Origin of the sequence: Micromonospora sp. NPDC048894 (assembly GCF_040649765.1) — a bacterium.
GTDB lineage: Bacteria > Actinomycetota > Actinomycetes > Mycobacteriales > Micromonosporaceae > Micromonospora > Micromonospora antibiotica.
On record NZ_JBEZFY010000008.1, the window covers coordinates 208173 to 229336 of the forward strand.

General features: G+C 73.9%; 16 protein-coding genes. 8 read left to right on the forward strand and 8 right to left on the reverse strand.

Annotated features, from left to right (window positions below; genetic code table 11):
• Positions 1-6 precede the first annotated feature (6 nt).
• The gene (locus AB0C22_RS19610) at positions 7-219 is read right to left on the reverse strand and encodes an exodeoxyribonuclease VII small subunit (RefSeq protein WP_219467138.1); all 213 of its coding nucleotides are present in this window, start codon (positions 217-219) and stop codon (positions 7-9) included.
• Positions 216-1442: an exodeoxyribonuclease VII large subunit gene (gene xseA / locus AB0C22_RS19615; protein ID WP_219467152.1), complete on the reverse strand. Its 1227-nt coding sequence runs from the start codon at positions 1440-1442 to the stop codon at positions 216-218. Before xseA ends, AB0C22_RS19610 begins: the two co-directional genes overlap by 4 nt.
• 179 nt (positions 1443-1621) lie before the next feature.
• Between xseA and AB0C22_RS19620 the strand changes: the two genes are divergently transcribed.
• Positions 1622-2608 carry a 4-hydroxy-3-methylbut-2-enyl diphosphate reductase gene (locus AB0C22_RS19620; protein ID WP_219467161.1) on the forward strand — a complete coding sequence of 329 codons (987 nt, stop codon included), beginning with the start codon at positions 1622-1624 and terminating at the stop codon, positions 2606-2608.
• 252 nt (positions 2609-2860) lie between these two features.
• The gene (locus AB0C22_RS19625) at positions 2861-3316 is read left to right on the forward strand and encodes a hypothetical protein (RefSeq protein ID WP_357536250.1); all 456 of its coding nucleotides are present in this window, start codon (positions 2861-2863) and stop codon (positions 3314-3316) included.
• 91 nt (positions 3317-3407) lie between these two features.
• Here AB0C22_RS19625 and AB0C22_RS19630 read toward each other — a convergent pair whose 3' ends face one another.
• Positions 3408-4559 (reverse strand): DNA recombination protein RmuC, encoded by a 1152-nt coding sequence (locus AB0C22_RS19630; RefSeq protein WP_208568557.1) that lies wholly within the window; start codon positions 4557-4559, stop codon positions 3408-3410.
• Between the two features lie 53 nt (positions 4560-4612).
• Here AB0C22_RS19630 and AB0C22_RS19635 point away from each other — a divergent pair, with 53 nt between their 5' ends.
• Entirely contained in the window at positions 4613-5368 is a 756-nt protein-coding gene (locus AB0C22_RS19635) for a hypothetical protein (RefSeq protein ID WP_357536252.1), read from the forward strand.
• A 155-nt stretch (positions 5369-5523) separates the two neighbouring features.
• On the opposite strand, the gene ppc is transcribed toward AB0C22_RS19635, so the two are convergent.
• Positions 5524-8310 carry a phosphoenolpyruvate carboxylase gene (ppc, locus tag AB0C22_RS19640; RefSeq protein WP_357536254.1) on the reverse strand — a complete coding sequence of 929 codons (2787 nt, stop codon included), beginning with the start codon at positions 8308-8310 and terminating at the stop codon, positions 5524-5526.
• Between the two features lie 164 nt (positions 8311-8474).
• Positions 8475-9497, reverse strand: a complete 1023-nt coding sequence (locus AB0C22_RS19645; RefSeq protein WP_219467169.1) for a hypothetical protein — start codon at positions 9495-9497, stop codon at positions 8475-8477.
• Between the two features lie 83 nt (positions 9498-9580).
• Between AB0C22_RS19645 and AB0C22_RS19650 the strand changes: the two genes are divergently transcribed.
• Positions 9581-10621, forward strand: a complete 1041-nt coding sequence (locus AB0C22_RS19650; RefSeq protein WP_219467171.1) for a S66 peptidase family protein — start codon at positions 9581-9583, stop codon at positions 10619-10621.
• Between the two features lie 275 nt (positions 10622-10896).
• Here AB0C22_RS19650 and AB0C22_RS19655 read toward each other — a convergent pair whose 3' ends face one another.
• Positions 10897-11793, reverse strand: a complete 897-nt coding sequence (locus AB0C22_RS19655) for a helix-turn-helix transcriptional regulator (RefSeq protein ID WP_219467173.1) — start codon at positions 11791-11793, stop codon at positions 10897-10899.
• A 151-nt stretch (positions 11794-11944) separates the two neighbouring features.
• On the opposite strand from AB0C22_RS19655, the gene mfd reads away from it, so the two are divergent.
• The 4 genes from mfd (at position 11945) to AB0C22_RS19675 (ending at position 19244) form a co-directional block, all read left to right on the forward strand.
• Positions 11945-15592 carry a transcription-repair coupling factor gene (mfd, locus tag AB0C22_RS19660; RefSeq protein WP_357536257.1) on the forward strand — a complete coding sequence of 1216 codons (3648 nt, stop codon included), beginning with the start codon at positions 11945-11947 and terminating at the stop codon, positions 15590-15592.
• A 123-nt stretch (positions 15593-15715) separates the two neighbouring features.
• Positions 15716-16501 (forward strand): hypothetical protein, encoded by a 786-nt coding sequence (locus AB0C22_RS19665; protein WP_219467177.1) that lies wholly within the window; start codon positions 15716-15718, stop codon positions 16499-16501.
• On the forward strand, positions 16498-17487 hold the full coding sequence (locus AB0C22_RS19670; RefSeq protein ID WP_219470671.1) for a nucleoside triphosphate pyrophosphohydrolase: 990 nt from the start codon (positions 16498-16500) through the stop codon (positions 17485-17487). The genes AB0C22_RS19665 and AB0C22_RS19670 overlap by 4 nt, the downstream gene beginning before the upstream one ends.
• A 137-nt stretch (positions 17488-17624) precedes the next feature.
• The gene (locus AB0C22_RS19675) at positions 17625-19244 is read left to right on the forward strand and encodes a DUF885 domain-containing protein (RefSeq protein ID WP_219467180.1); all 1620 of its coding nucleotides are present in this window, start codon (positions 17625-17627) and stop codon (positions 19242-19244) included.
• 53 nt (positions 19245-19297) lie between these two features.
• Here AB0C22_RS19675 and AB0C22_RS19680 read toward each other — a convergent pair whose 3' ends face one another.
• Entirely contained in the window at positions 19298-20293 is a 996-nt protein-coding gene (locus AB0C22_RS19680; RefSeq protein ID WP_357536259.1) for an NUDIX domain-containing protein, read from the reverse strand.
• Positions 20290-20982 (reverse strand): hypothetical protein, encoded by a 693-nt coding sequence (locus tag AB0C22_RS19685; RefSeq protein ID WP_357536261.1) that lies wholly within the window; start codon positions 20980-20982, stop codon positions 20290-20292. The genes AB0C22_RS19680 and AB0C22_RS19685 overlap by 4 nt, the downstream gene beginning before the upstream one ends.
• Positions 20983-21164 lie beyond the last annotated feature (182 nt).

A 21164-nucleotide genomic window follows, 5' to 3' on the forward strand; every position in this document is an offset into this window, starting at 1 on the left:
GCCGGATCAGGCGTCGGTGGCCGACCGGGCGGCGTCGATCCGGGCCCGCGCGCCGTCGAGGGAGCGTTGGCAGGCGGCGGCCAGCCGCTCGCCGCGCTCCCACAACGCCAGCGACTCCTCCAACGAGGTGCCACCCGCCTCCAGCCGCTCCACCACCTGGGCCAGTTCGGCCCGGGCCTGCTCGTAGCTGAGCTGCTCGTCGGCTTTCCGGTCGCTCATCTCGTCCTCGTCTCCTCGACGGTCGTGGTCAGTTCGCCCTCGGCGAGGCGTACCCGCAGCGGATCGCCCGTGGCCACCTCGCCGGCCGCCCGGACCACGTGCCCGTCGGCCCGTTGCACGATGGCGTAACCCCGGTCGAGGGTGGCGGCGGGGGAGAGCGCCCGCAACCGGGCCAGGGTGTGCCGCAGGTCGCCGGTGGCCGCGTCGAGCCGGTGGTGCAGGTTGCGCCCCGCCCGGTCCCGCAACGCCGACACCTCGGCCGCGCGCTGCTCGACCATCACCTGCGGGCGGGCCAGCACCGGCCGGGAGCGCAGCAGGGTCAGCCGGTGCGACTCCCGGTCGACCAGGTTGCGGACCGCCCGCTCCAGCCGGGACCGGGCCTGGCCGATCAGGCGTACCTCGTCGGCCAGGTCGGGGACGACCCGCTTGGCGGCGTCCGTCGGGGTGGAGGCGCGCACGTCGGCGACGTAGTCGACAAGCGGGGCGTCCGTCTCGTGGCCGATCGCGCTGACCACCGGGGTACGGCAGGCGAAGACCGCCCGGCACAGCGCCTCGTCGGAGAAGGGCAGCAGATCCTCGATGCCGCCGCCGCCCCGGGCCAGGATGATCACGTCGATGGTCTCGTCGGCGTCGAGGACCCGCAACGCGTCGACGATCTGCGACACCGCACCCGGCCCCTGCACCGCCACGTTGACGGTGCGGAACTCCACCGCCGGCCAGCGTCGCCGGGCGTTGGTCAACACGTCCCGCTCGGCGGCCGACGCCCGGCCGGTGACCAGGCCGATCCGCTGTGGCAGGAACGGCGGCCGGCGCTTGCGGGCCCGGTCGAACAACCCCTCGGCGGCGAGCAGCTTCTTGAGCTTCTCCAGCCGGGCCAGCAGCTCACCGAGCCCCACCTGGCGGATCTCGTCGGCGCGCAGGCTCAACGTGCCCCGGGCGGCATAGAACTCCGGCTTGGCGTGCAGCACCACCCGGGCGCCCTCGCGCAGCTCCGGTGCGCCGGCGTCCAGGACGTCCCGGTTGGTGGTGACGGTGAGGCTGAGGTCGGCCGACGGGTCGCGCAGGGTGAGGAAGACCGTGCCCGCCCCCGGCCGGCGGCTGATCTGCGCCACCTGCCCGTCGACCCAGACCCAGCCGAGCTTGGCGATCCAGGCGCCGACCTTCTGGCTGACCACCCGGACCGGCCAGGGTTCCTCGGGGGTGCTGCGGGGGGCATCGGTCACCCGCCCACCCTACGGTCCGCCTCCGACGACCCGGGGCAGCCCCGACCGCCCGCGCCACGCGTCCCGGCCGGGTCCCGGGAGCTGCCGCGTGAGCACGCCACGGGACGGGACGGCGTACCCCCGCTGTGGTACGGGTCGCAGCTCCTGCCGGTGGGGATGCCGGCACGTACGATGGGCGGGTGACCGAGGCTGAGGCGACCCCCAAGACCGGCAAGCGCGTGCTCCTGGCCAAGCCCCGCGGCTACTGCGCGGGGGTGGACCGGGCGGTGCAGACCGTCGAGGAGGCGCTGAAGCTCTACGGTGCCCCGATCTACGTCCGCAAGCAGATCGTGCACAACAAGCACGTGGTGCAGACCCTGGAGGCCCAGGGCGCGATCTTCGTGGAGGAGAACGAGGAGGTGCCCGAGGGCGCCACCGTCATCTTCTCCGCGCACGGCGTCGCCCCCGAGGTCTACGAGCAGGCCAAGGCCCGGTCGCTCAAGGCGATCGACGCGACCTGCCCGCTGGTGACCAAGGTGCACCAGGAGGCCAAGCGGTTCGCCGCCGAGGACTACGACATCCTGCTGATCGGCCACGAGGGGCACGAAGAGGTCATCGGCACCGCCGGGGAGGCTCCCGCCCACATCCAGCTGGTCGACGGCCCCGACGACGCCGACACGATCACCGTGCGGGACCCGAGCAAGGTCGTCTGGCTCTCCCAGACCACCCTGTCGGTCGACGAGACGCTGGAGACGGTGGCCCGGCTCAAGACCCGGCTGCCGCTGCTCCAGTCGCCGCCCAGCGACGACATCTGCTACGCCACCTCCAACCGGCAGCACGTGGTCAAGGAGATCGCCCCCGACTGCGACGTGGTGATCGTGGTCGGCTCGCGCAACTCCTCCAACTCGGTACGCCTGGTCGAGGTGGCCCTGGACGCCGGGGCCCGCGCGGGGCACCTGGTCGACTTCGCCCACGAGATCGACGACGCCTGGCTGACTGGTGCCGCCACCGTCGGGCTGACCTCCGGTGCGAGCGTGCCCGACGAGCTGGTCCAGGAGGTGCTGGCCCACCTGGCCGAGCGGGGCTTCACCGACGTCGACGAGGTGGTCACCGCCAACGAGCGGCTGACCTTCTCACTGCCCCAGGAACTCAAGCGCGACATGAAGGCCGCCGCCGCCCGCGGCTGACGGTCCGCCGCGTCCTGGGCTGACGGTCCGCCGCTGCGCTGCGCTGACGGTCCGCCGCTGCGCTGCGCTGACGGTCCGCCGCTGCGCTGCGCTGACGGTCCGCCGCGTTGGGCTGGGTGACCGCCGCCCGCTGGGCTGTCGGGCCTTTCGTGCCCGGGGTCGTCGGGGCCCGTGGCCGGGACCGACGGGTTTCCCCGGGGATCGATGCCGGTCCCACGGAACGGAACGCGGAAGGGGTGCGTCCCAGTGGGTATGAGAACTCCTCGGATGGCGTTGGTCGTGCTGCTGGCCGCCGGTGTGGCGCTCACCGGCTGTGGCGGGGACGATGCCGACGTCACCGGCCCCCCGGCCGTGCCGACCAGCTCCCCGACGGACCCGGCCACCCCGTCGCCGGCCTCGGTGGCCCCGTCCACGTCACCCGCAGGCCCGGTGCCACCCGGCGCGTCGGTGCCACCCGGCGGGCCCAAGTTGCCCGGTGGCGGGCCGAAGGTGCCGCCCGGTCCGGGCGCGACCGAGCTGACCGGCACGGTCGAGTCGGGGGTCGAGCCGGGCTGCCTGCTGCTCGACGGGCACCAACTCGTCGGCGGCCCCAAGGACGTGCTCGTCGTGGGGGCCCGGGTCAGCGTCACCGGCCGGGCCCAGCCCGACCTGATGAGCACCTGCCAGCAGGGTGTCCCGTTCGTGGTGGAATCCGCCCGCCGCTCCTGACCCGCCCGGCCCGCCCGGCCCGGTGCCCACGCCTGCGGCCGTGCCCGGGGCCGGCGGGCCGGACCGGCAGGTGGAGCGGGTGGGGGGCGGCCTAGGAGCGGTCGTCGGTGGGGAGCAGCTCGGGGGCCTGGGGCTGGCGGGGGGCCAGCTCGACCTGGGCGGGGACGGCCAGCTCCTGGTCGGAGACGCCCAGCTCGGCCAGCTTGCGCGCACTGACCAGCACCCGTGCCTCCAACGAACCGACCGCCCGGTTGTACGCCGTCACCGCGCCACCGAGCGAGGTGCCGAGCTTGCCGACGTGATCGCCCAGGGTGGACAGTCGGCCGTACAGCTCGCGGGCCAGCGAGTGCACCGCCACCGCGTTGCGGGCCAGCGCCTCCTGCCGCCACGAGTAGGCCACCGTACGCAGCAGCGCGACCAGGGTGGCCGGGGTGGCCAGCACCACGTTGCGGGCGAACGCGTGCTCCAGCAGCGTCGGGTCGCGCTGCAACGCCACGTCCAGGAACGGGTCGGCCGGCACGAACAGCACCACGAACTCGGGGGTGTCGTCGAACGCCGCCCAGTAGGTCTTCGCGGCCAGCGCGTCGACGTGCCCGCGCAGGTGCTTGGCGTGCCGGTCGAGGTGGGTGTCGCGGCCGTGCTCGTCGCGCGCCTCCATCGCCGTCAGGTAGGCGTCGAAGGGTGCCTTGGCGTCCACCACCACCGTGCGCCCGCCGTGCAACCGGACCACCAGGTCGGGGCGGACCCCCTGGTGGTCGGTCGTGGCGGTGACCTGTTCGCTGAAGTCGCAGTGCTCCAGCATGCCGGCCGCCTCGACGATCCGACGGAGCTGGTGCTCGCCCCAACGCCCGCGTACCTGCGGGGCGCGCAGCGCGGCGACCAGCTGTTTGGTCTCGGTGCGCAGCTCGCTGGAGACCGCCCCCATGGAGCGGACCTGTTCGCGCAGCTCGGCGTAGGCGTCGACCCGGTCGCGTTCCAGCTCGCCGACCCGGGTCTCGTAGCGGCGCAGGGTGTCGTGCAGCGGGGCCACCGCGCGGGCCACCGCCTCCTGGGACTGGGCGGTCGCCTCGTAGCTGAGCGCCCGCATCGACTGCTCCAACCGGCCCTCGCCTTCCCGGGTGGCGGCGAGGGTGGCCTCCAGCCGGGCGATCTCGGTGGCCGACCGGGAGCGGGCGGCGTACCAGCCGAGGGCTCCACCGGCGGCGAGACAGACCACCACCACGGCCAGCGTCGAGAAGTCCATCACCAGAGCTTGCCAAACGGGTACGACTCGACGCCCCCGGGTACGTTCGTAGGATGGAATTTCTGCTCGTGGCGATCCTGATCGCCCTGCTGGTCGGTGGTTTCGTCTGGTGGCGGCGGGAGAAGGCGGCCCGGGAGGCGCGCAGCCTCGCCGACGTGCGGGCCGACGCCCAACGGTGGTACGAACGCCTCGGCGGTCAGGTGATGAACCTGCACGGCGACGACCCGGCGGTGCGTCAGGCCCTGGTCGACGCGGGTGAGCGGTACAACGCGGCGGGCAGCCAGTTGGAGCAGGCCCGGACGGTGCACCAGTTCCGGCTGGCCCGGGAGACCGCGTTGGAGGGGCTCGCCTACGCGCGGGCGGCCCGGGTGGCGCTCGGCCTGGACCCGGGCCCGGAGCTGCCCCCGCTCGCCGCCGCGCAGGGGGCCGGGGAGATCACCCGGGAGCGTCAGGTGGACGTGCAGGGGCAGACGTTCAGGGCCGGCCCGCAGCCCGGCCGGGACACCCCGTACTACTACCCGGGCGGGCGCTACCAGGGGCGGCCGGTGCCGGCCGGCTGGTACTCGACGCCCTGGTGGAAGACCGCGTTGGGGGCGGGCGTCGGTGTGGTCGGCGGGATGCTGATCGCCGACGCGCTCTTCTCGCCGGCGTTCGCCGACCCGGGTTACGACGCCGGCTACCAGGAGGGCTTCGGCGACGGCGCGGACTTCGGCACCGCCGGTGACTTCGGCGGGGGTGACTTCGGCGGCGGTGGGTTCGGCGGCGGCGACTTCGGGGGTGGCGACTTCGGCGGTGGTGGCGACTTCTGACGTCAGGGCTCACGCTGTGGGCCCCGACCGGTCCCTACCCGCCGCGCACCTACCGCGATCCGGGCCGGCCCGGATCGCTTCGGCCGGCCTGGATCGCTGCGGCCGGGCCGAGCGGGCCCCTGCGGTAGCCGTGGCGTCGGCAGGGGCCCGGCGCGTCAGCCGGTGTTGCGCATCCCGGCCGCGATGCCGTTGACCGTGGTGAGCAGGGCACGCTCCAGGGCCGTACCGTCGCTGGGGGCGCGTCGGCCGCCCGGCGCGGTGGCCACCGCCCGGCCGGCGGCGCCGGAGTCCCGGTACTGCCGCAGCAACGCCACCTGGAGGTGGTGCAGCGGCTCCAGGTAGGTGTCGCGCACCGCGAGGGTGCGTTGGAGCACCGGTGAGTTCTCCAGCAGGGCCGGCGACGAGGTGACCGCCAGCACCTCCTGCTTGGTCAGCTCGTACTCCTGCTCGATCTTGTCGAAGATCGGGTGCAGCTGCTCCGGAACCAGCGTCTCGACGTACCGGCGGGCGATGCTGAGGTCGGTCTTGGTCAGCATCATCTCCACGTTGGACAGGAACGTGCGGAAGAAGTGCCAGTTGCGGTTCATCTCGGCCAGCACGTCCTCCAGGCCGGCGGCGCGGGCGGCGGCGAGGCCGGAGCCGACCCCGAACCAGCCGGGCACGATCTGCCGGGTCTGCGTCCAGCCGAACACCCACGGGATGGCCCGCAGGCCGCCCAGACCGGCCCCGGTGTTGGGCCGCTTCGCCGGCCGGGAGCCGATGTTGAGCGCACCGAGCAGCTCGGTCGGCGTGGACGCCCAGAAGTACGCCGGCAGGTCCGGGTCCTCCACCAGCCCACGGTAGGACCGGAAGGCCGACTCGGAGACCACGTCCATCGCCGCGTCCCAGGTCTCCAACTGCTCGGCGGGTTGCCGGGGTGCGGTGTGCAGCAGCGTGGCCTGGAGCACCGCGGCCACGGTCAGTTCCAGGTTCTCCCGGGCCAGCGCCGGCAGGGTGTACTTGTCGGAGATGACCTCACCCTGCTCGGTCACCTTGATCGCGCCGTCCAGGGTGCCGTACGGCTGGGCCAGGATCGCCTCGTGGGTGGGGCCGCCGCCGCGCCCGACCGTGCCGCCCCGGCCGTGGAACAACCGCAGGTGCACGCCGTGCTGGGCGGCCACGTCCCGCAGCGCCCGCTGGGCCCGGTGGATCGACCACTGGCTGGTGGTGATGCCGGCCTCCTTGTTGGAGTCGGAGTAGCCCAGCATCACCTCCTGCACGTCGCCCCGGGCCGCGACCAGCGCCCGGTAGGCCGGCAGGGAGAGCAGTTCGTTGAGCATCTCGCCGCCGGCGTTCAGCTCGGCCGGGGTCTCCAGCAGCGGCACGAAGCCGATCCGGGCCCGCCCGGTGTGCACGTCGACCAGGCCGGCCTCCCGGGCCAACACCACCGCCGCGAGGACGTCGTCCACGCCGAGGGTCATCGAGATGATGTACGACTCGATGACCTCGCCACCGAACCGGTCCTGCGCCTCGCGGATGGTCCCGAACACGTCGAACGTCTTGCGCGCCCCCTCGGTCAACGGGGTGTCCAGGGCGGACAGCGGCCGGCGGCCGGTCAGCTCGTCGGCGAGCAGCTTGGTGCGCTCCAGGCGGGTCAGCGCCGGGTAGTCCGACACCTCGCCGACCGCCGCGTACAGCTGGGTGAGCACCTCGTGGTGCTTCTCGGCGTGCTCCCGTACGTCCATGGTGGCCAGGTGCAGGCCGAACGCGGAGACGGTACGGATGGTCGAGGCGAGCCGGCCGACGGCGGTGAGCTGCCCGGAGTTGCGGGCCAGCGAGGCGCGCAGCAGCTCCAGGTCGGCGATCAGCTCGCCGGAGCCCTGGTAGTCGCGGCCCGGCACGTGCGGGGTGCCGGCGCGCAGCCGCTCCCGGGTGTTGGCCAGCTTCGCCTTCACGCAGCGGGCCTTGAGCCGGTAGGGCTCCTCGGCGTTGACCCGGCGGAACCGGGGGGCCACCTCGGGCAGCGCGTCCAGGTCGGCGGCGAGGCTGGCCGACAGGTCCAGCGACACGGCGCGTAGCCGGCGGGAGACGGAGACCTCGTTGACCAGGTGCTCCATCGCCGCCTCGGTGGCGGTGATGCCGTGCTCGTGCTGGATGCGCAGCACCTCCCGGGTGACCACGGGGGTGACGAACGGGTTGCCGTCCCGGTCGCCGCCGATCCAGGTGCCGAAGGTCAGCGGGCGCGACGTCGGCGAGGTCTCCACGCCGAGGGTGCGCAGCGTGTCGGCCAGGTCGTCGAGCACCTGCGGGGCGGCCTCGGCGTACAGGTCGCGCAGGTAGTAGATGGCGTTGCGGGCCTCGTCGGTCGGGTCGGGCCGGTCGAGGCGCAGCTCGTCGGTCTGCCACATCAGGTCGAGCAGTTCGGCGAGGCGGCGGTTGGCCGGGCCCTCGTCGCTCGCACCGTAGAGGATGGCGTTGGCGGTCTCGGTGTCCAGTTCGTCGGCGATGGCGCGCAGCTTGGACAGGATCGACCGGCGGGCCGCCTCGGTGGGGTGGGCGGTGAAGACGGGGCGTACCGCGAGGCGGCGGGCGGCGGCGGCGATCTCCTCGGCCGGCACCCCGCGCTCGGCGATCATCTTGGCGGCCTGATCGAGCCAGCCGCCCTGGATCGCCCGACGGCGGCGCAGGTCCCGGGCCCGGTGCACCTGCTCGGTGATGTTGGCCAGGTGGAAGTAGGTGGAGAAGGCGCGGGCCAGCTTGGTGCCGGTGGTCACGTCCAGCCCGCCGAGGCGCTGCGCGGCGGCCGGCGCGTCGGAGCGGACCTGGGCGCGGATCTCCTCGACCAGGTCGAGCAGCGGCCGACCCTCCTGCCGGGCCAGGGTCTGGCCGAGCAGGGTGCCGAGCCGGCGGATGTCGGCCCGCAGGGCGGCGTCGGGCCCGTCGTGATCATGCTGGTCGGTCACCGTGCGCTCCTTACGTGAGTACGAAGGACAGCGCTGTCCGACTCCCTGGATGGTATCTGCGCGGCCCGGTCGGCGAGGAAGGGGTTCGGTGTGTCACCTTCCCCACGATCGCCGTGTCCCACCCCCGCCCGGTGGATTCGACCCCGCCCGCCGGCGGTCCGGCCTCACCCGTCCGGTCGGGTGTCGACCCGGTGGGTGGTGGTCCGGCGGGCCCGGAACCGGGCGGCGGTGAGCAGGCCGAGCAGCCCCAGAACGGCCCAGGTCAGCAGCCCTGCCAGGGGCCAGCGGGCCGACCGCCAGTCGAAGTAGACGGCCGACTTGAGCAGGTCGGTGGCGAGGCCGGGGACGTTCCAGCGGTGCATCCCGCGCAGCGCGGCGGGCAGGAACTCCGGGGCGTAGATGCCGCCCGAGCCGGGGTTGCCGAGCACCACCAGCAGCAGGATCACCAGCCCGGTGCCGAGCAGTCCCAGCCAGCCCTGCACGGCGGCGGCGACCATCGCGGCGGTGAAGACGGTGAGCGTGCCGACCGCCGCCACCGTGACCAGGTCGTGGTCCCAGACGTCGAGGACCGGGCCGACCAGCACCGCGCCGATGGTCCCGAGCAGCACCGCGTGCACGGCCAGCGAGCCGATCCGCAGTCCGGCCCGGCGCAGCCCGCGTGGGGCGGTGCCGAGCGAGACGCCGAGCGCGGTCGAGGCCAGGTAGCCGCCGAGCACCAGCCCGACGGCCAGGTAGAACGGCACCAGACCGCGCGGGTCGTCGGGGGAGACCGGCACCTGGTCGGTGACGGTGAGCGGCAGTCCGGCCTGCTGGGCGGCCGGGGTGAGGACCCCGGTGACCAGTTCGGTGGCGGCCGGGGCGGAGGCGCTGGCGGTGGCGAGGGTGAGCGTGCCGTCGGGGGCCGAGGTGAGCACGGCGTACACCTGGCGGGCGGTGAGGGCGTCGTCGGCCGCGCCCGGGTCGGCGTACCCGATGGGCTCGATGGTGTCGGTGCGGGCCCGCACGGCGGTCAGCAGCGCCTCGGCGCGCTGGTCGCCGGTCACCACCCCGACCGGCACGTCCCGGGGGTGCGGCTGGTGCAGCGCGCCGACGTAGGCCGCGATGAACGCGCTGGCCAGCACCAGCGTGCCGAACAGCAGCGCCGCCGTGCGGGGCAGCCAGGCCCGGGTCCGCGGCTCCTCGTCCACCGGCTCAGCCTATGGCCCGTAATGCCCGGCCTGTGGGGTTTCGTCAGGCGAAAACCGCTGGTGACGGGCGGTAGGTTCCGACCGTGAGCCGTCCCGCGTACCCCGCCAAACCGAAACCGGGCGACCGGGTCGCCGTCGTCTCCCCCTCCGCCGGCCTGCCGGGTCTGTTCCCGCACGTGTACGAGCTGGGCCTGCACCGGCTGCGCGAGGAGTTCGGCCTGGTGCCGGTGGAGTACCCGACCACCAGGCAGACCCGGGCCGACCCCCGGGACCGCGCGCGGGACCTGACCGCCGCCTTCGCCGACCCGACGGTCACCGCCGTGCTCGCCACCGTCGGCGGCGACGACCTGATCACCGTCACCCCGCACCTCGACGACGCGGTGCTGCGGGCCAACCCGAAGCCCTACTTCGGCTACTCGGACAACACCAACGTCCTCAACCACCTCTACCGGCTGGGGATGGTGGCCTACCACGGCGGCTCGGTGCTGGTGCACCTCGGCCGACCCGGTGCGCCGCACCCGCTGACCCTCGACTCGCTGCGTGCCGCCCTGTTCACCTCCGACTGGTACGAGCTGACCCCCGCGCCGCAGTGGGGTGACGAACCGGGCGACTGGCGGGACCCCGCCACGCTCACGGTCGAACCGCCGATGCTGCCCGGCGAGGGCTGGCGCTGGCGGGGACCGTCGACGGTCGTCGAGGGCCGGACCTGGGGCGGTTGCCTGGAGATCCTGCACTGGCTGATGGCCGCCGACCGGGTCCCGTCGGCCGCCGAACTGGCCGGCTCGGTGCTCGTCGTCGAGACCTCCAACGAGCTGCCCGACGCGCAGGAGGTGTTCCGGATCGTGCGGAACATGGGGGAGCGGGGACTGCTCGCCGCCTTCCCGGCGATCATCGTCGGCCGGCCCAAGGCGTGGGACTTCGCACGACCGCTGCCGGTGGCGCAACGGCTGGCGTGGGCCGCCGCCCAACGGGGTGCCATCGTCCGGGCGCTGAGCGCGTACCGCCCGGACGCGGTGGTGGTCTTCGACGTCGACCTGGGCCACACCGACCCGCAGTTGATCATCCCGTACGGCGGGGAGATCCGGGTCGACGCGGTCGAACGACGCATCGCCGTGCGCTACTGAACGGGACGCGGCCGGGTGTGGAGGTGCCGCACCGGGGTACGGCACCTCCACCGGGCGCCGGACGGCATCCCCGGTCAGCCCGACTGGGGGGTACGCGGGCCTCCCCGAACAGGTCCGCGTCTCCCTCGGCCGTCGCAACGTCGACCGACCGGGCTGGCTGTTCCATCCTCGGTTGGCACGGGGGTCGAAATCTTGAAGATTCGTGCGCGGTTCGGTTCGACCGGCGGCCCCGCCACGACGAGCGCCCCGCGGCCCGGGTGCCGGGCAGCGGGCCGTCAGTCGGCGGGTGCGAGCAGTCGACGCAGGCGGGCGGGCGGATGGCCGACCCGCTCCCGGACCACCCGGCTCAGGTGCGCCTGGTCGGCGAAGCCGTACTCGGCGGCGATCGTCACCAGCCGGGGCGGATCGGAGCGGCCCAACAGATCCAGCACCGCCCGGACCCGCAGCTCGTTGCGGTAGGCGGTGAGGCTGCGCCCGGTGACCCGCTGGAACACCCGGCTCAGGTGGTGCGGTGAGCAGCCGACCAGCCGGGCGACCTCGGTGAGCCCCAGGGTGAAACCCGACGCGGCGAGCACCTGGCGGGCCTGGTCGGCGAGGCGTCGATGGGCGGCCAGGGTGGCCGGTCGCCGCCCCACCGCACGGTCCAGGTCCGCGCCCGGGGCACCCCGGCCCAGCGGGCTGCCACTGAGCAGGGTGGCCAGGAACTGGTGGGTGTGCTCGGTCAGCTCGAAGCCGTCCAGACCCCGCCGGCTGCGGGCCACCAGCATCCGGTGCTCCAGGTCCAACGCGGCGTCGAGCTGACCGTCCCAGCTGCGCCGGGTGAACCAGTCGCGGGCGTCCGGGCGTTCCTCGAGGACCTCGGGGCGGATCTCCAGGCACGAGTAGACGTCGCCGCAGCCGAGCGGATGGGCCACGCTCATCTCGTCGCCGGGTCGGGTCAGCAGCACCGACGTCGCATCGGCGAACGCGATCTCACCGTTGAGCCGGCGCAGGTATCCGCCGGAGCGCCCCAGGTAGACCCGGTAGCCGAGGTTGGGCACCGGGCCCACCCAGCCCGGCTCGTCGATCAGGCAGCGCACCTCGTAGAAGGTCATCCCGTCGGGCAGGCCCAGACCCCGCCACCGTCCCTGGGTGGTCTGTTGGCGTGGGTCCGCGCCCCACTGCTGTGGCATTGGTCCTCCCCCGTTCCGGCACCGCCGCTGCGGGCTCGATTGTCTCCCTCGCGAGATAGGCTGGCGGCCGTGCACCCCCCGGCCCGGCCGGGCGTGGGGGCATCTTCGCGCGCCCCGGGCCGACCGGCGGCTTTCCTGGAAGTGATCACTGATGCTCACCGGACTCTTCTCCGCCGCCCTGGCCGACCCCGGGCTGGCCCGTGCTCGTGACCTGGCGCGCTCCGGTGCCGCCCAGGTCGACGGGCTGGACCTGACCGCCCCGGCCGCGCTGCGCCCGTTCGCCGTGGCCGCCGTCGCCGCCGACGAGCCGGTCGGCGGGGCCGGCCGGCCGGTGCTCGCGGTGACCGCCACCAGCCGGGAGGCCGACGACCTGGCCGCCGCGCTGGGCAGCCTGCTCCCGGCCGGGCAGGTGGCGGTCTTCCCGTCCTGGGAGACGCTGCCGCACGAGCGGCTCTCACCCCGTTCCGACACCGTCGGCCGGCGACTGGCCGTGCTGCGCCGCCTCGCCCACCCCGACACCGCCGACGCGCAGGGGGTGACCGGCCCGCTGCGGGTGGTGGTGGCCCCGGTGCGCTCGCTGCTGCAACCACAGCTCAAGGGCCTCGGCGACCTGGACCCGGTGCAGCTCGCCGCCGGGGAGGAGGCCGACCTGGAGCAGGTCGCCCGCCGGCTCACCGACCTGGCGTACGCCCGGGTCGACCTGGTCACCAAACGCGGCGAGTTCGCCGTGCGCGGCGGCATCCTGGACGTCTTCCCACCCACCGACGAGCACCCGTCCCGGGTCGAGTTCTGGGGTGACGAGGTGGAGGAGATCCGCACCTTCGCCGTCGCCGACCAGCGCACCATCGAAGGCGTACCGCAGCTGTGGGCCCCGCCGTGCCGGGAGCTGCTGCTGACCCCGGCGGTGCGCCGGCGGGCCGCCGCGCTCGCCGGGGAGCACCCGGAACTGGCCGAGATCCTCGACAAGCTGGCCGAGGGCATCCCCGTCGAGGGGATGGAGTCGCTGGTGCCGGCGCTGCTCGGCAGCGAGAGCCTGGAGCTGCTGGTCGACACCATGCCGGCCGGCACCCACGTGCTGCTCTGCGACCCGGAGCGGATCCGCACCCGGGCCCACGACCTGGTGCGTACCTCGGAGGAGTTCCTCCAGGCGAGCTGGGCCGCGGCCGCCGTCGGTGGCCAGGCCCCGGTCGACCTCGGCGCCGCCGCCTTCAAGTCCCTGGCCGAGGTACGCGCCGCCGCCCGCGCCCTGCGCCAGCCCTGGTGGACCCTCGCCCCGTTCGGGCTGGTCGAGGCGGACGCCGCCACCCCCACCCGGCAGCCCTGGGAGGATGCGCCGGGCGGGGGAGACGTGACCCCCGACGACGCGATCACGGTGACCCTGGCCGCCCAGCCAGCCCCGCTCTACCACGGTGAGACCGGCCGGGTGGTCGACGACATCAAGCGCTGGACCGGCGAGGGCTGGGCGGTCGCGTTGGTCTTCGAGGGGCACGGTCCCGCCCAGCGGGCCGTCGAGGTGCTCCGCGACGCGGGCCTGGGCGCCCGGCTCACCGAGCAGGTGCCGGCCGCGCCCGCCCCCGGCGAGGTGCTGGTCACCTGCGGCTGCCTGACCGCCGGCTTCGTCGACGAGGCGTCGAGGTTCGTGCTGCTCACCGGCAACGACGTCACCGGTGGCCGGGGCACCTCCACCCGGGACATGCGCAAGATGCCGAGCCGGCGGCGCAACACCATCGACCCGCTGGAGCTGAAGGCCGGCGACTTCGTCGTGCACGAGCAGCACGGCATCGGCCGGTACGTCGAGCTGGTGCAGCGCACCGTCAACGGCGCGTCCCGCGAATACCTGGTCATCGAGTACGCGGCCAGCAAGCGCGGCCAGCCCGGCGACCGGCTCTTCGTCCCCACCGACCAGCTCGACCAGCTCTCCCGCTACGTCGGCGGCGAGCAGCCCACCCTGCACAAGATGGGCGGCTCGGACTGGCAGAAGTCCAAGGCCCGCGCCCGCAAGGCGGTCCGGGAGATCGCCGCCCAGCTGATCCAGCTCTACGCCGCCCGCAAGGCGTCCAAGGGGCACGCGTTCGCCCCGGACTCCCCGTGGCAGCGGGAGCTGGAGGACGCCTTCCCGTGGCAGGAGACGCCCGACCAGTTGGCCGCCATCGAGGAGGTCAAGCGGGACATGGAACAGACCGTCCCGATGGACCGGCTGATCTGCGGTGACGTCGGGTACGGCAAGACCGAGATCGCCGTCCGGGCGGCGTTCAAGGCGGTGCAGGACGGTAAGCAGGTGGCGGTGCTGGTGCCGACGACGTTGCTGGTGCAGCAGCACTACAACACGTTCGCCGAACGGATGAACCAGTTCCCGGTGACCATCCGGCAGCTGTCCCGCTTCCAGACCGCCAAGGAGAGCGAACGGACGTTGGAGATGGTCGCCGACGGCACCGTCGACATCGTCATCGGCACCCACCGGCTGCTCCAGACGGCCACCCGGTTCAAGCAACTCGGCATGGTGGTCATCGACGAGGAGCAGCGCTTCGGCGTCGAGCACAAGGAGCACCTCAAGACGCTGCGCGCCTCGGTCGACGTGCTGAGCATGTCGGCCACCCCGATCCCGCGGACGCTGGAGATGGCGATCACCGGCATCCGCGAGATGTCGACCATCGCCACCCCGCCGGAGGAGCGGCACCCGGTGCTGACCTTCGTCGGGTCGTACGACGACCGGCAGGTGGCCGCGTCCATCCACCGTGAGTTGCTCCGCGACGGGCAGGTCTTCTACCTGCACAACCGGGTGGAGTCGATCGACCGGACGGCGCGGAGGCTGCGCGAGCTGGTGCCCGAGGCGCGGGTGGCGGTGGCCCACGGGCAGATGGGCGAGGAGGCCCTGGAGAAGGTGATGGTCGGCTTCTGGGAGAAGGAGTTCGACGTCCTGGTCTGCACCACCATCGTGGAGTCCGGCATCGACATCCCGAACGCCAACACCCTCATCGTGGAGCGGGCCGACCTGCTCGGCCTGGCCCAGCTGCACCAGATCCGGGGCCGGGTCGGTCGGGGCCGGGAGCGGGCGTACGCGTACTTCCTCTATCCGCCGGAGAAGCCGCTCACCGAGCACGCGCACGAGCGGTTGGCCACCATCGCCCAGCACACCGAGCTGGGCGCGGGCATGTACGTGGCGATGAAGGACCTGGAGATCCGGGGTGCGGGCAACCTGCTCGGCGGCGAGCAGTCCGGACACATCGAGGGCGTCGGGTTCGACCTGTACGTCCGGATGGTCGGCGAGGCGGTGTCGGCGTTCAAGGGGGAGAGCACCGAGTCCGACGAGCTGGCGACCGACGTCCGCATCGATCTTCCGGTCGACGCGCACCTGCCGCTGGACTACGTGGGGGTGGAGCGGCTGCGGCTGGAGATGTACCGCAAGCTCGCCGAGGCGCGTGACGACGAGCGGCTGCGCGAGGTGGTCGCCGAGATGACCGACCGGTACGGCGAGCCGCCCGCCCCGGTGCAGAACCTGGTCGCGGTGGCCCGGTTCCGGTTGCTGGCCCGCCGCTACGGCCTCTCCGACGTGAGCGTGCAGGGCAAGCACCTGCGGTTCGGGCCGCTGCCGTTGCCCGATTCCAAGCAGTTGCGGCTCAAGCGCTACCACCCGGACTCGGTCTACAAGCCGGCCACCGACCAGGTCAGCGTGCCCCGGCCGAGCACCCGCCGGGTCGGTGGCGAGCCGTTGCGTGACCAGGCGCTGTTGGAGTGGTGCGCCCAGCTCCTCTCCGACGTCCTCGGCGAGCCGGCCCCGCTGGCCGGGGCGCGGGCATGAGCGGCCGGTCGGGTCCGGTGACCCGGGGTGGCCGGGGCCGGGGGCGCGAAAGCTGCGGGCGGGGGCCGCAGCGCGTGGTGGGCGGCGTCACCGTAGCCGGGCAGGCATGAGAGAGTGACCGTCATGCGTGCACGCCGTCTCATCGCCGCCGCCAGCGTCGCGGCACTGGGTGTCCTCTCCCTCACCGCCTGCGGCAAGGCATCTCCGGATGTGGCCGCATACATCGGCGACAGTCGCTACTCGGTCGCCCGGGTGGACGCGATCTACACCGACGCGCAGACGAGGTACGCCGAGGCGGTGCGGCAGGGCGCGGCCCAGTCCGGCCAGACCCCGGCCCCGGAGCAGCTGCGGGCCGGGGTGACCCGGCAGGACGTGGTGAACCTGCTGGTCAGCATCGACCTGGGCAAGCGGGTCGCGGCCGAGAAGGGCCTCCAGGTCCCCGACCAGATCACCCCGGACCAGCTGGCCCAGCAGTTGCAGATGCCGCCGCAGGCGGAGTTCGCGAAGCTCTGGGGTGAGTGGGCGGACCTGTTCTCCGTGCTCAGCCAGCAGTTGCCGCCGGCCGACCTGAGCGACGAGTCGGTGATGGCGGTCTACCACGCGATCGAGAAGACCGGCGGCATCGACAAGGGGCTGCCGGTGGCGCAGGTGCGGCAGCTCTTCGGCGACGGCGGTTTCGTCCGCAGCGCCGCCGCGTTGAGCAACGCGCTGGGGGAGCAGGCCGACAAGCTTGACGTCGAGGTCAACCCCCGGTACCGGCCGCTCGGCGTCCCGGCCTGGGTCAACAAGGGTCAGGAGCTGGTCTTCTACGCGCTGCCGTACATCGACGCGAGCGGCCCGGTGACCGACGTGTCGACCCCCGAGCCGGTCGGCAGCCCGACCCCGGCGCAGGGGCCGGTGGCCTCCTGAGCACGTCCCACCGGATCGTCCTGCTGGTCACCTCGCCCCGGTTGCCGGCCGGTCTGCTGACCGCCGCCGCCTGGGACGTGCTGCGCTCCGCGCCGGTGCTGACCGGTGCACAGAGCGCCCAGGTCGCGGCGGTACGCGCGGCGGGCGTCGAGGTCACCGTCGTCTCCGGCGGAGCCACCGACGCGTTGCTCGACGCGGCGGCGGCGGGCGGTACGGCGGTCTGGCTGGCCGGCCCGGCCGGCGACGAGTCCCTGGCCCGGGAGTTGGGTCTGCGGTTGGCCCGGCAACCGGGGCTGGCCGAGCTGGAGCTGATGTACGGCTCGTGGGACCCGCCGGGGGCCCGGCTGCTCGATGCGGTCGAGGTGATGGACCGGCTCGCCTCCCCGGGTGGTGACCCGTGGAAGCGGGCGCAGACCCACCGTAGCCTCGCCGGTTTCCTGATCGAGGAGTGCTACGAGGCGTACGACGCGATCAGCGACGGTGACACCGACGCGCTCCGTGAGGAGTTGGGCGACGTGCTGCTCCAGGTGCTGCTGCACGCGCGCCTGGCGGAGGACCTGCCCGAGGGTGAGCGGTGGAACGTCGACGACGTGGCCGGCACCCTGGTCGACAAGATGGTCCGCCGGAACCCGCACGTCTTCGCCGGTGCCGAGGCGGGTTCGCTGGCCGAGATCGAGGCGAACTGGGAACGGATCAAGCGGGCCGAGAAGGCCCGTGCGTCGGTGCTCGACGGCATCGCGTTGAGCCAGCCGGCGCTGGCCCTGGCGGCCAAGGTGCTGGACCGGGCCGGTCGGGCCGGCCTGACCGCCCCGCTGCCGTCCCCCGACGCCCAGCCCGACCCGGAGTCCCACCTGGGTGCCACTCTGCTGACCCTGGTCGCCGAGGCCCGCCACGCCGGCCTGGACCCCGAAGCGGCTCTCCGCCGCACCACCCTGGCTCACACCCGAACCCTCCGCACCACCGAACCCCCCACCTCGTCGAGTTGATCAAGAGGTTTGCGTCAGCCCTGCGCGATCCGGTGACGCGAACCTCTTGATCACGAGAGCGGGGCGGGTGTGCGGTGCCGCGAACCTCTTGATCGACGAGGCCGGGGCGGGCGGTGGGGAGTGGGTAGGGTCGGGGGATGGGTTCATTCGTGCCGTTGGCGGAGCGGATCGTCGAGGCCGTGCTGGAGAGCCGGCCGGGGGTCGCCACGTCGAGCGGGGACCACCGCTACGACGACCGGTTGCCCGATCTCTCCGCCGGGGCGGTCGCGGCCGACCAGGCGATGCTGAGGGAGGCCGCCGACGCGCTCGCCGAGGTCGACACGGACTCGCTCGACGTCGAGGAACAGGTCGACCACGCGCTGCTCAGTGCCCTGGTCGACCGGGAACTGTTCGAGTTGAGCGAGATCCGGGCCTTCGAGTGGGACCCGCTGGTGCACAACCCCGGTCCGCTGCTGCACGCCCTGCTCGCCCGCCCGTACGCCCCGGTGGAGGAGCGGCTGGCCCACCTGGCCGGGCGGCTGACGGCCGTACCCGACGCGTTGGCGACCGCGCGGACGACGTTGCGGGACATGCCCCGGGTGCACGCCGAGACGGCGGTCGGGCAGTTCGTCGGCACCGCCGCGCTGATCCGCGACGAGGTGCCGCTGCTGCTCGCCCAGGCACCCACGCTGGCCGGCACGGTCGGGCCGGCCGCGACGGCGGCGATCGCCGCGCTCGACGAGTTCGTCGGCTGGCTGCGCGCCGGGCTGGCCGCCGAAACCGGGCCGGGCCGTGACCCCCGGCTGGGCCGCCGCCGCTGGGAGGCCCGCCTCTGGCACACCCTCGACACCGAGCTGGGCGCCGCCGAGGTGCAGCGCCGCGCCTGGGCCAACCTGGACCGGGTCACCGCCGAGATCCGCGCGGCGGCCGTCGAGCTGGTCGGTGGCCCGGCCGACGACGAGACGGTACGCCGGGCGCTGGACCTGCTGGCCGCCGAGCACCCCGACGACCACTCCATCGTGGACCTCGCCTCGGTCACCCTCGACGAGGCCGTCGACTTCGTCCGGGCCCACGACCTGGTCGGCCTGGTCGACGACCCGTGCGTGATCCAGGAGATGCCGGAGTTCGCCCGGGGTGTCGCGGTGGCCTACTGCGACTCGCCCGGCCCGCTCGAGCCGGCCGACCTGCCCACCTTCTACTGCATCGCGCCCACCCCGGCGGACTGGCCCGCGCACCGGGTCGACTCGTTCTACCGCGAGTACAACGACCACATGATCCGCAACCTGACCGTGCACGAGGCGATGCCGGGGCACTTCCTCCAGCTCGCCCACGCCCGCCGGTACGCCGGCCCCACCCGGGTCCGGGCGCTGACCGAGTCGGGGGTGTTCATCGAGGGCTGGGCGGTCTACACCGAGGAGCTGATGGCCGGCCTCGGCTTCGGCGGCCTGCCGGTCCGCCTCCAGCAGCTCAAGATGCAGCTGCGGATGACCATCAACGCGCTGCTCGACCAGTTGGTCCACTGCGACCAGATGACCGAGGCGGACGCGTTGGCGCTGATGACCGAACGCGGCTTCCAGGAGGAGGGCGAGGCGGCCGGCAAGTGGCGGCGGGCGCTGCTCACCTCGACGCAGCTCTCCACCTACTTCGTCGGCTACAGCGAACTGGCCGACGTCGCCGCCGCCCGGCCGGCCGGGGTGTCGGTGCGGGACTGGCACGACGCGATGCTCGCCCACGACTGCCCGCCCCCACGCCACCTGCGCACCCTGCTCGGCATCTGACCGCCACGCCACCCCGGCCGGGTGCCCGCCGTCCGGGCCGCGCGGGTGCCGGCTCAGCCGCGGGCGGCGACGGCGTCGATCAGCCAGCGGGAGATCGAGTACGCGGGCGGCAGCTCCGCCGGCAACGCGTCCACCGGGAACCAACGGGCCCGCACCAGCTCCCGCCCGTCCACCACCGGTTCGGCTCCGGCATCGGCGACGGTGGCGGTGAACCCGGCGAGCAGCACCCCCGGCCCGGAGATCGCCCAGGGTTGGCTGCCGAAGTAGTCGATCGTGTCGAGGTCGAGCGAGACCTCCTCGGCGACCTCCCGCCGGACCGCCGTCTCCAGCGACTCGCCGGCCTCCACGAATCCGGCGACCAGCGCCCACAGCTCGGTCGGCCCGGACGCATGCCGGACCAGCAGCAGCTCGGTGGGGCCACCGGCCGGGCCGGGGCGGGTGATCGCGGTGAGCACCGCCGGGGAGAGCCGCAGCGGCACGTACAGGCCGCAGTCGGGGCAGCGGCGGGCCGTCTCGCCCGGCACGTCGGCCAGCGCCGCCCGGCAGACCCCGCACCAGCGGTGGGTACGCCGCCAGGTGACCACGGCCACCGCCCGTCCGGCGAGCGTGGCGACCGGCTCGGGCAGCTCGGCGGCGAGCGCCCGCCAACTGCGCCACCGCCCGACCGGCCGTCGACCCCCGGCCCTGCTCCCCACGGTCTCCCCGCTCCCCGGCTCCCCGCCCCCGGTCGGGTTGTCCCGGGTGGCTGGCCGGCCCGGGTCGGCCGTCTCCAGCGCCCAGGCCGGCACGCCGTCGAGCGTGCCCAGCGGCACCCATCCGGTCCCGGCCGGCAGCTCGCCGACCCGGGGCAGGCCACCGTCGGGGGTGGTGAACAGCCGGGTGCCGGCCACCAGCAGACCCAGATCGCCCGACGCGGGCGCGGGCCCGGCAGCGTGGCCGGCCGCGTCGTCAGCCGGAGGCGTGGGGCCGGCGGGGCGGTCGGTGGCGGTCGTGGAGGCCGCCGGGTGGTCGGCCGGGGGCGTGGGGTGTCCGGGCGGTGGGACGGTCACGACGACGCCGGCCGGCGGTCCGTCACCCCGGCACCGGCCGGCAGGTCGAACGCCGTCGGCGTCACCGAGTCGGTGAAGCGTTCCAGGGCCAGCTCGACCGGCTGGCCGTCGAGCAGACCGGTGAAGCTGCCGAGCACCCCCTCGGTGGTGACGCAGGCGTCGAAGTCCCCGACGGAACGCCGGACGGCGACGCAGGTGGCGTGGTGGCCGACGAGCGTGGTGTCGCTCTGCTTGACCTGGGCCTGCGGGTCCAGGGCGGCCTCGGTGAGCAACCGGATGACGGCGGGCGGGGTGACCAGCCCGGCCTTGCGGGCCTCGGCGAACAGCGGCACGGCGGCCTTGCCGGACATCAGCACCGGCGGCTCCACCGTGCAGGCGGTCCGCCCGGCGGTGGTCGCGCACCGGGTGATGGCCTGCTCGGAGACGGTGATCTTGCCGGCGGCCCAGGTGTACGCCGAGCGGGCCGGCTCCTTCTCCTGGGCGATGGTGGTGGTCCGGCCGCCGGGGAGCCGGTATTCGGCGGTCCAGGTCTGGACCAGGGACTCGTCCAGCCGGGTGGCGAGATCGTTGATCAGATCGGACCGGCCGAGGGTGCGTCCGGTGTCGTCGAGGGTCTGACAGCCGGTGACGGTGAGCGACGCGATGACCGACACGGCGAGCACGCGGAGGGTGGTCGAGACGGCGGGCATGGCGACCAGCGTGGTCGATCGTGTCCACCCGGCGCAAACCGGTTGCCGGTTGAGGGGTGAGAATCCGGGAATGTCCGTTAGGGCGGGCTGATTAGGGGTGGGCTACGTGTGCCCGGACGCCGTGCAGCCGAGCGTCGCCCGATACGCTGCGTTCAACACAACTGCCCCAGCCGCACCGTCGC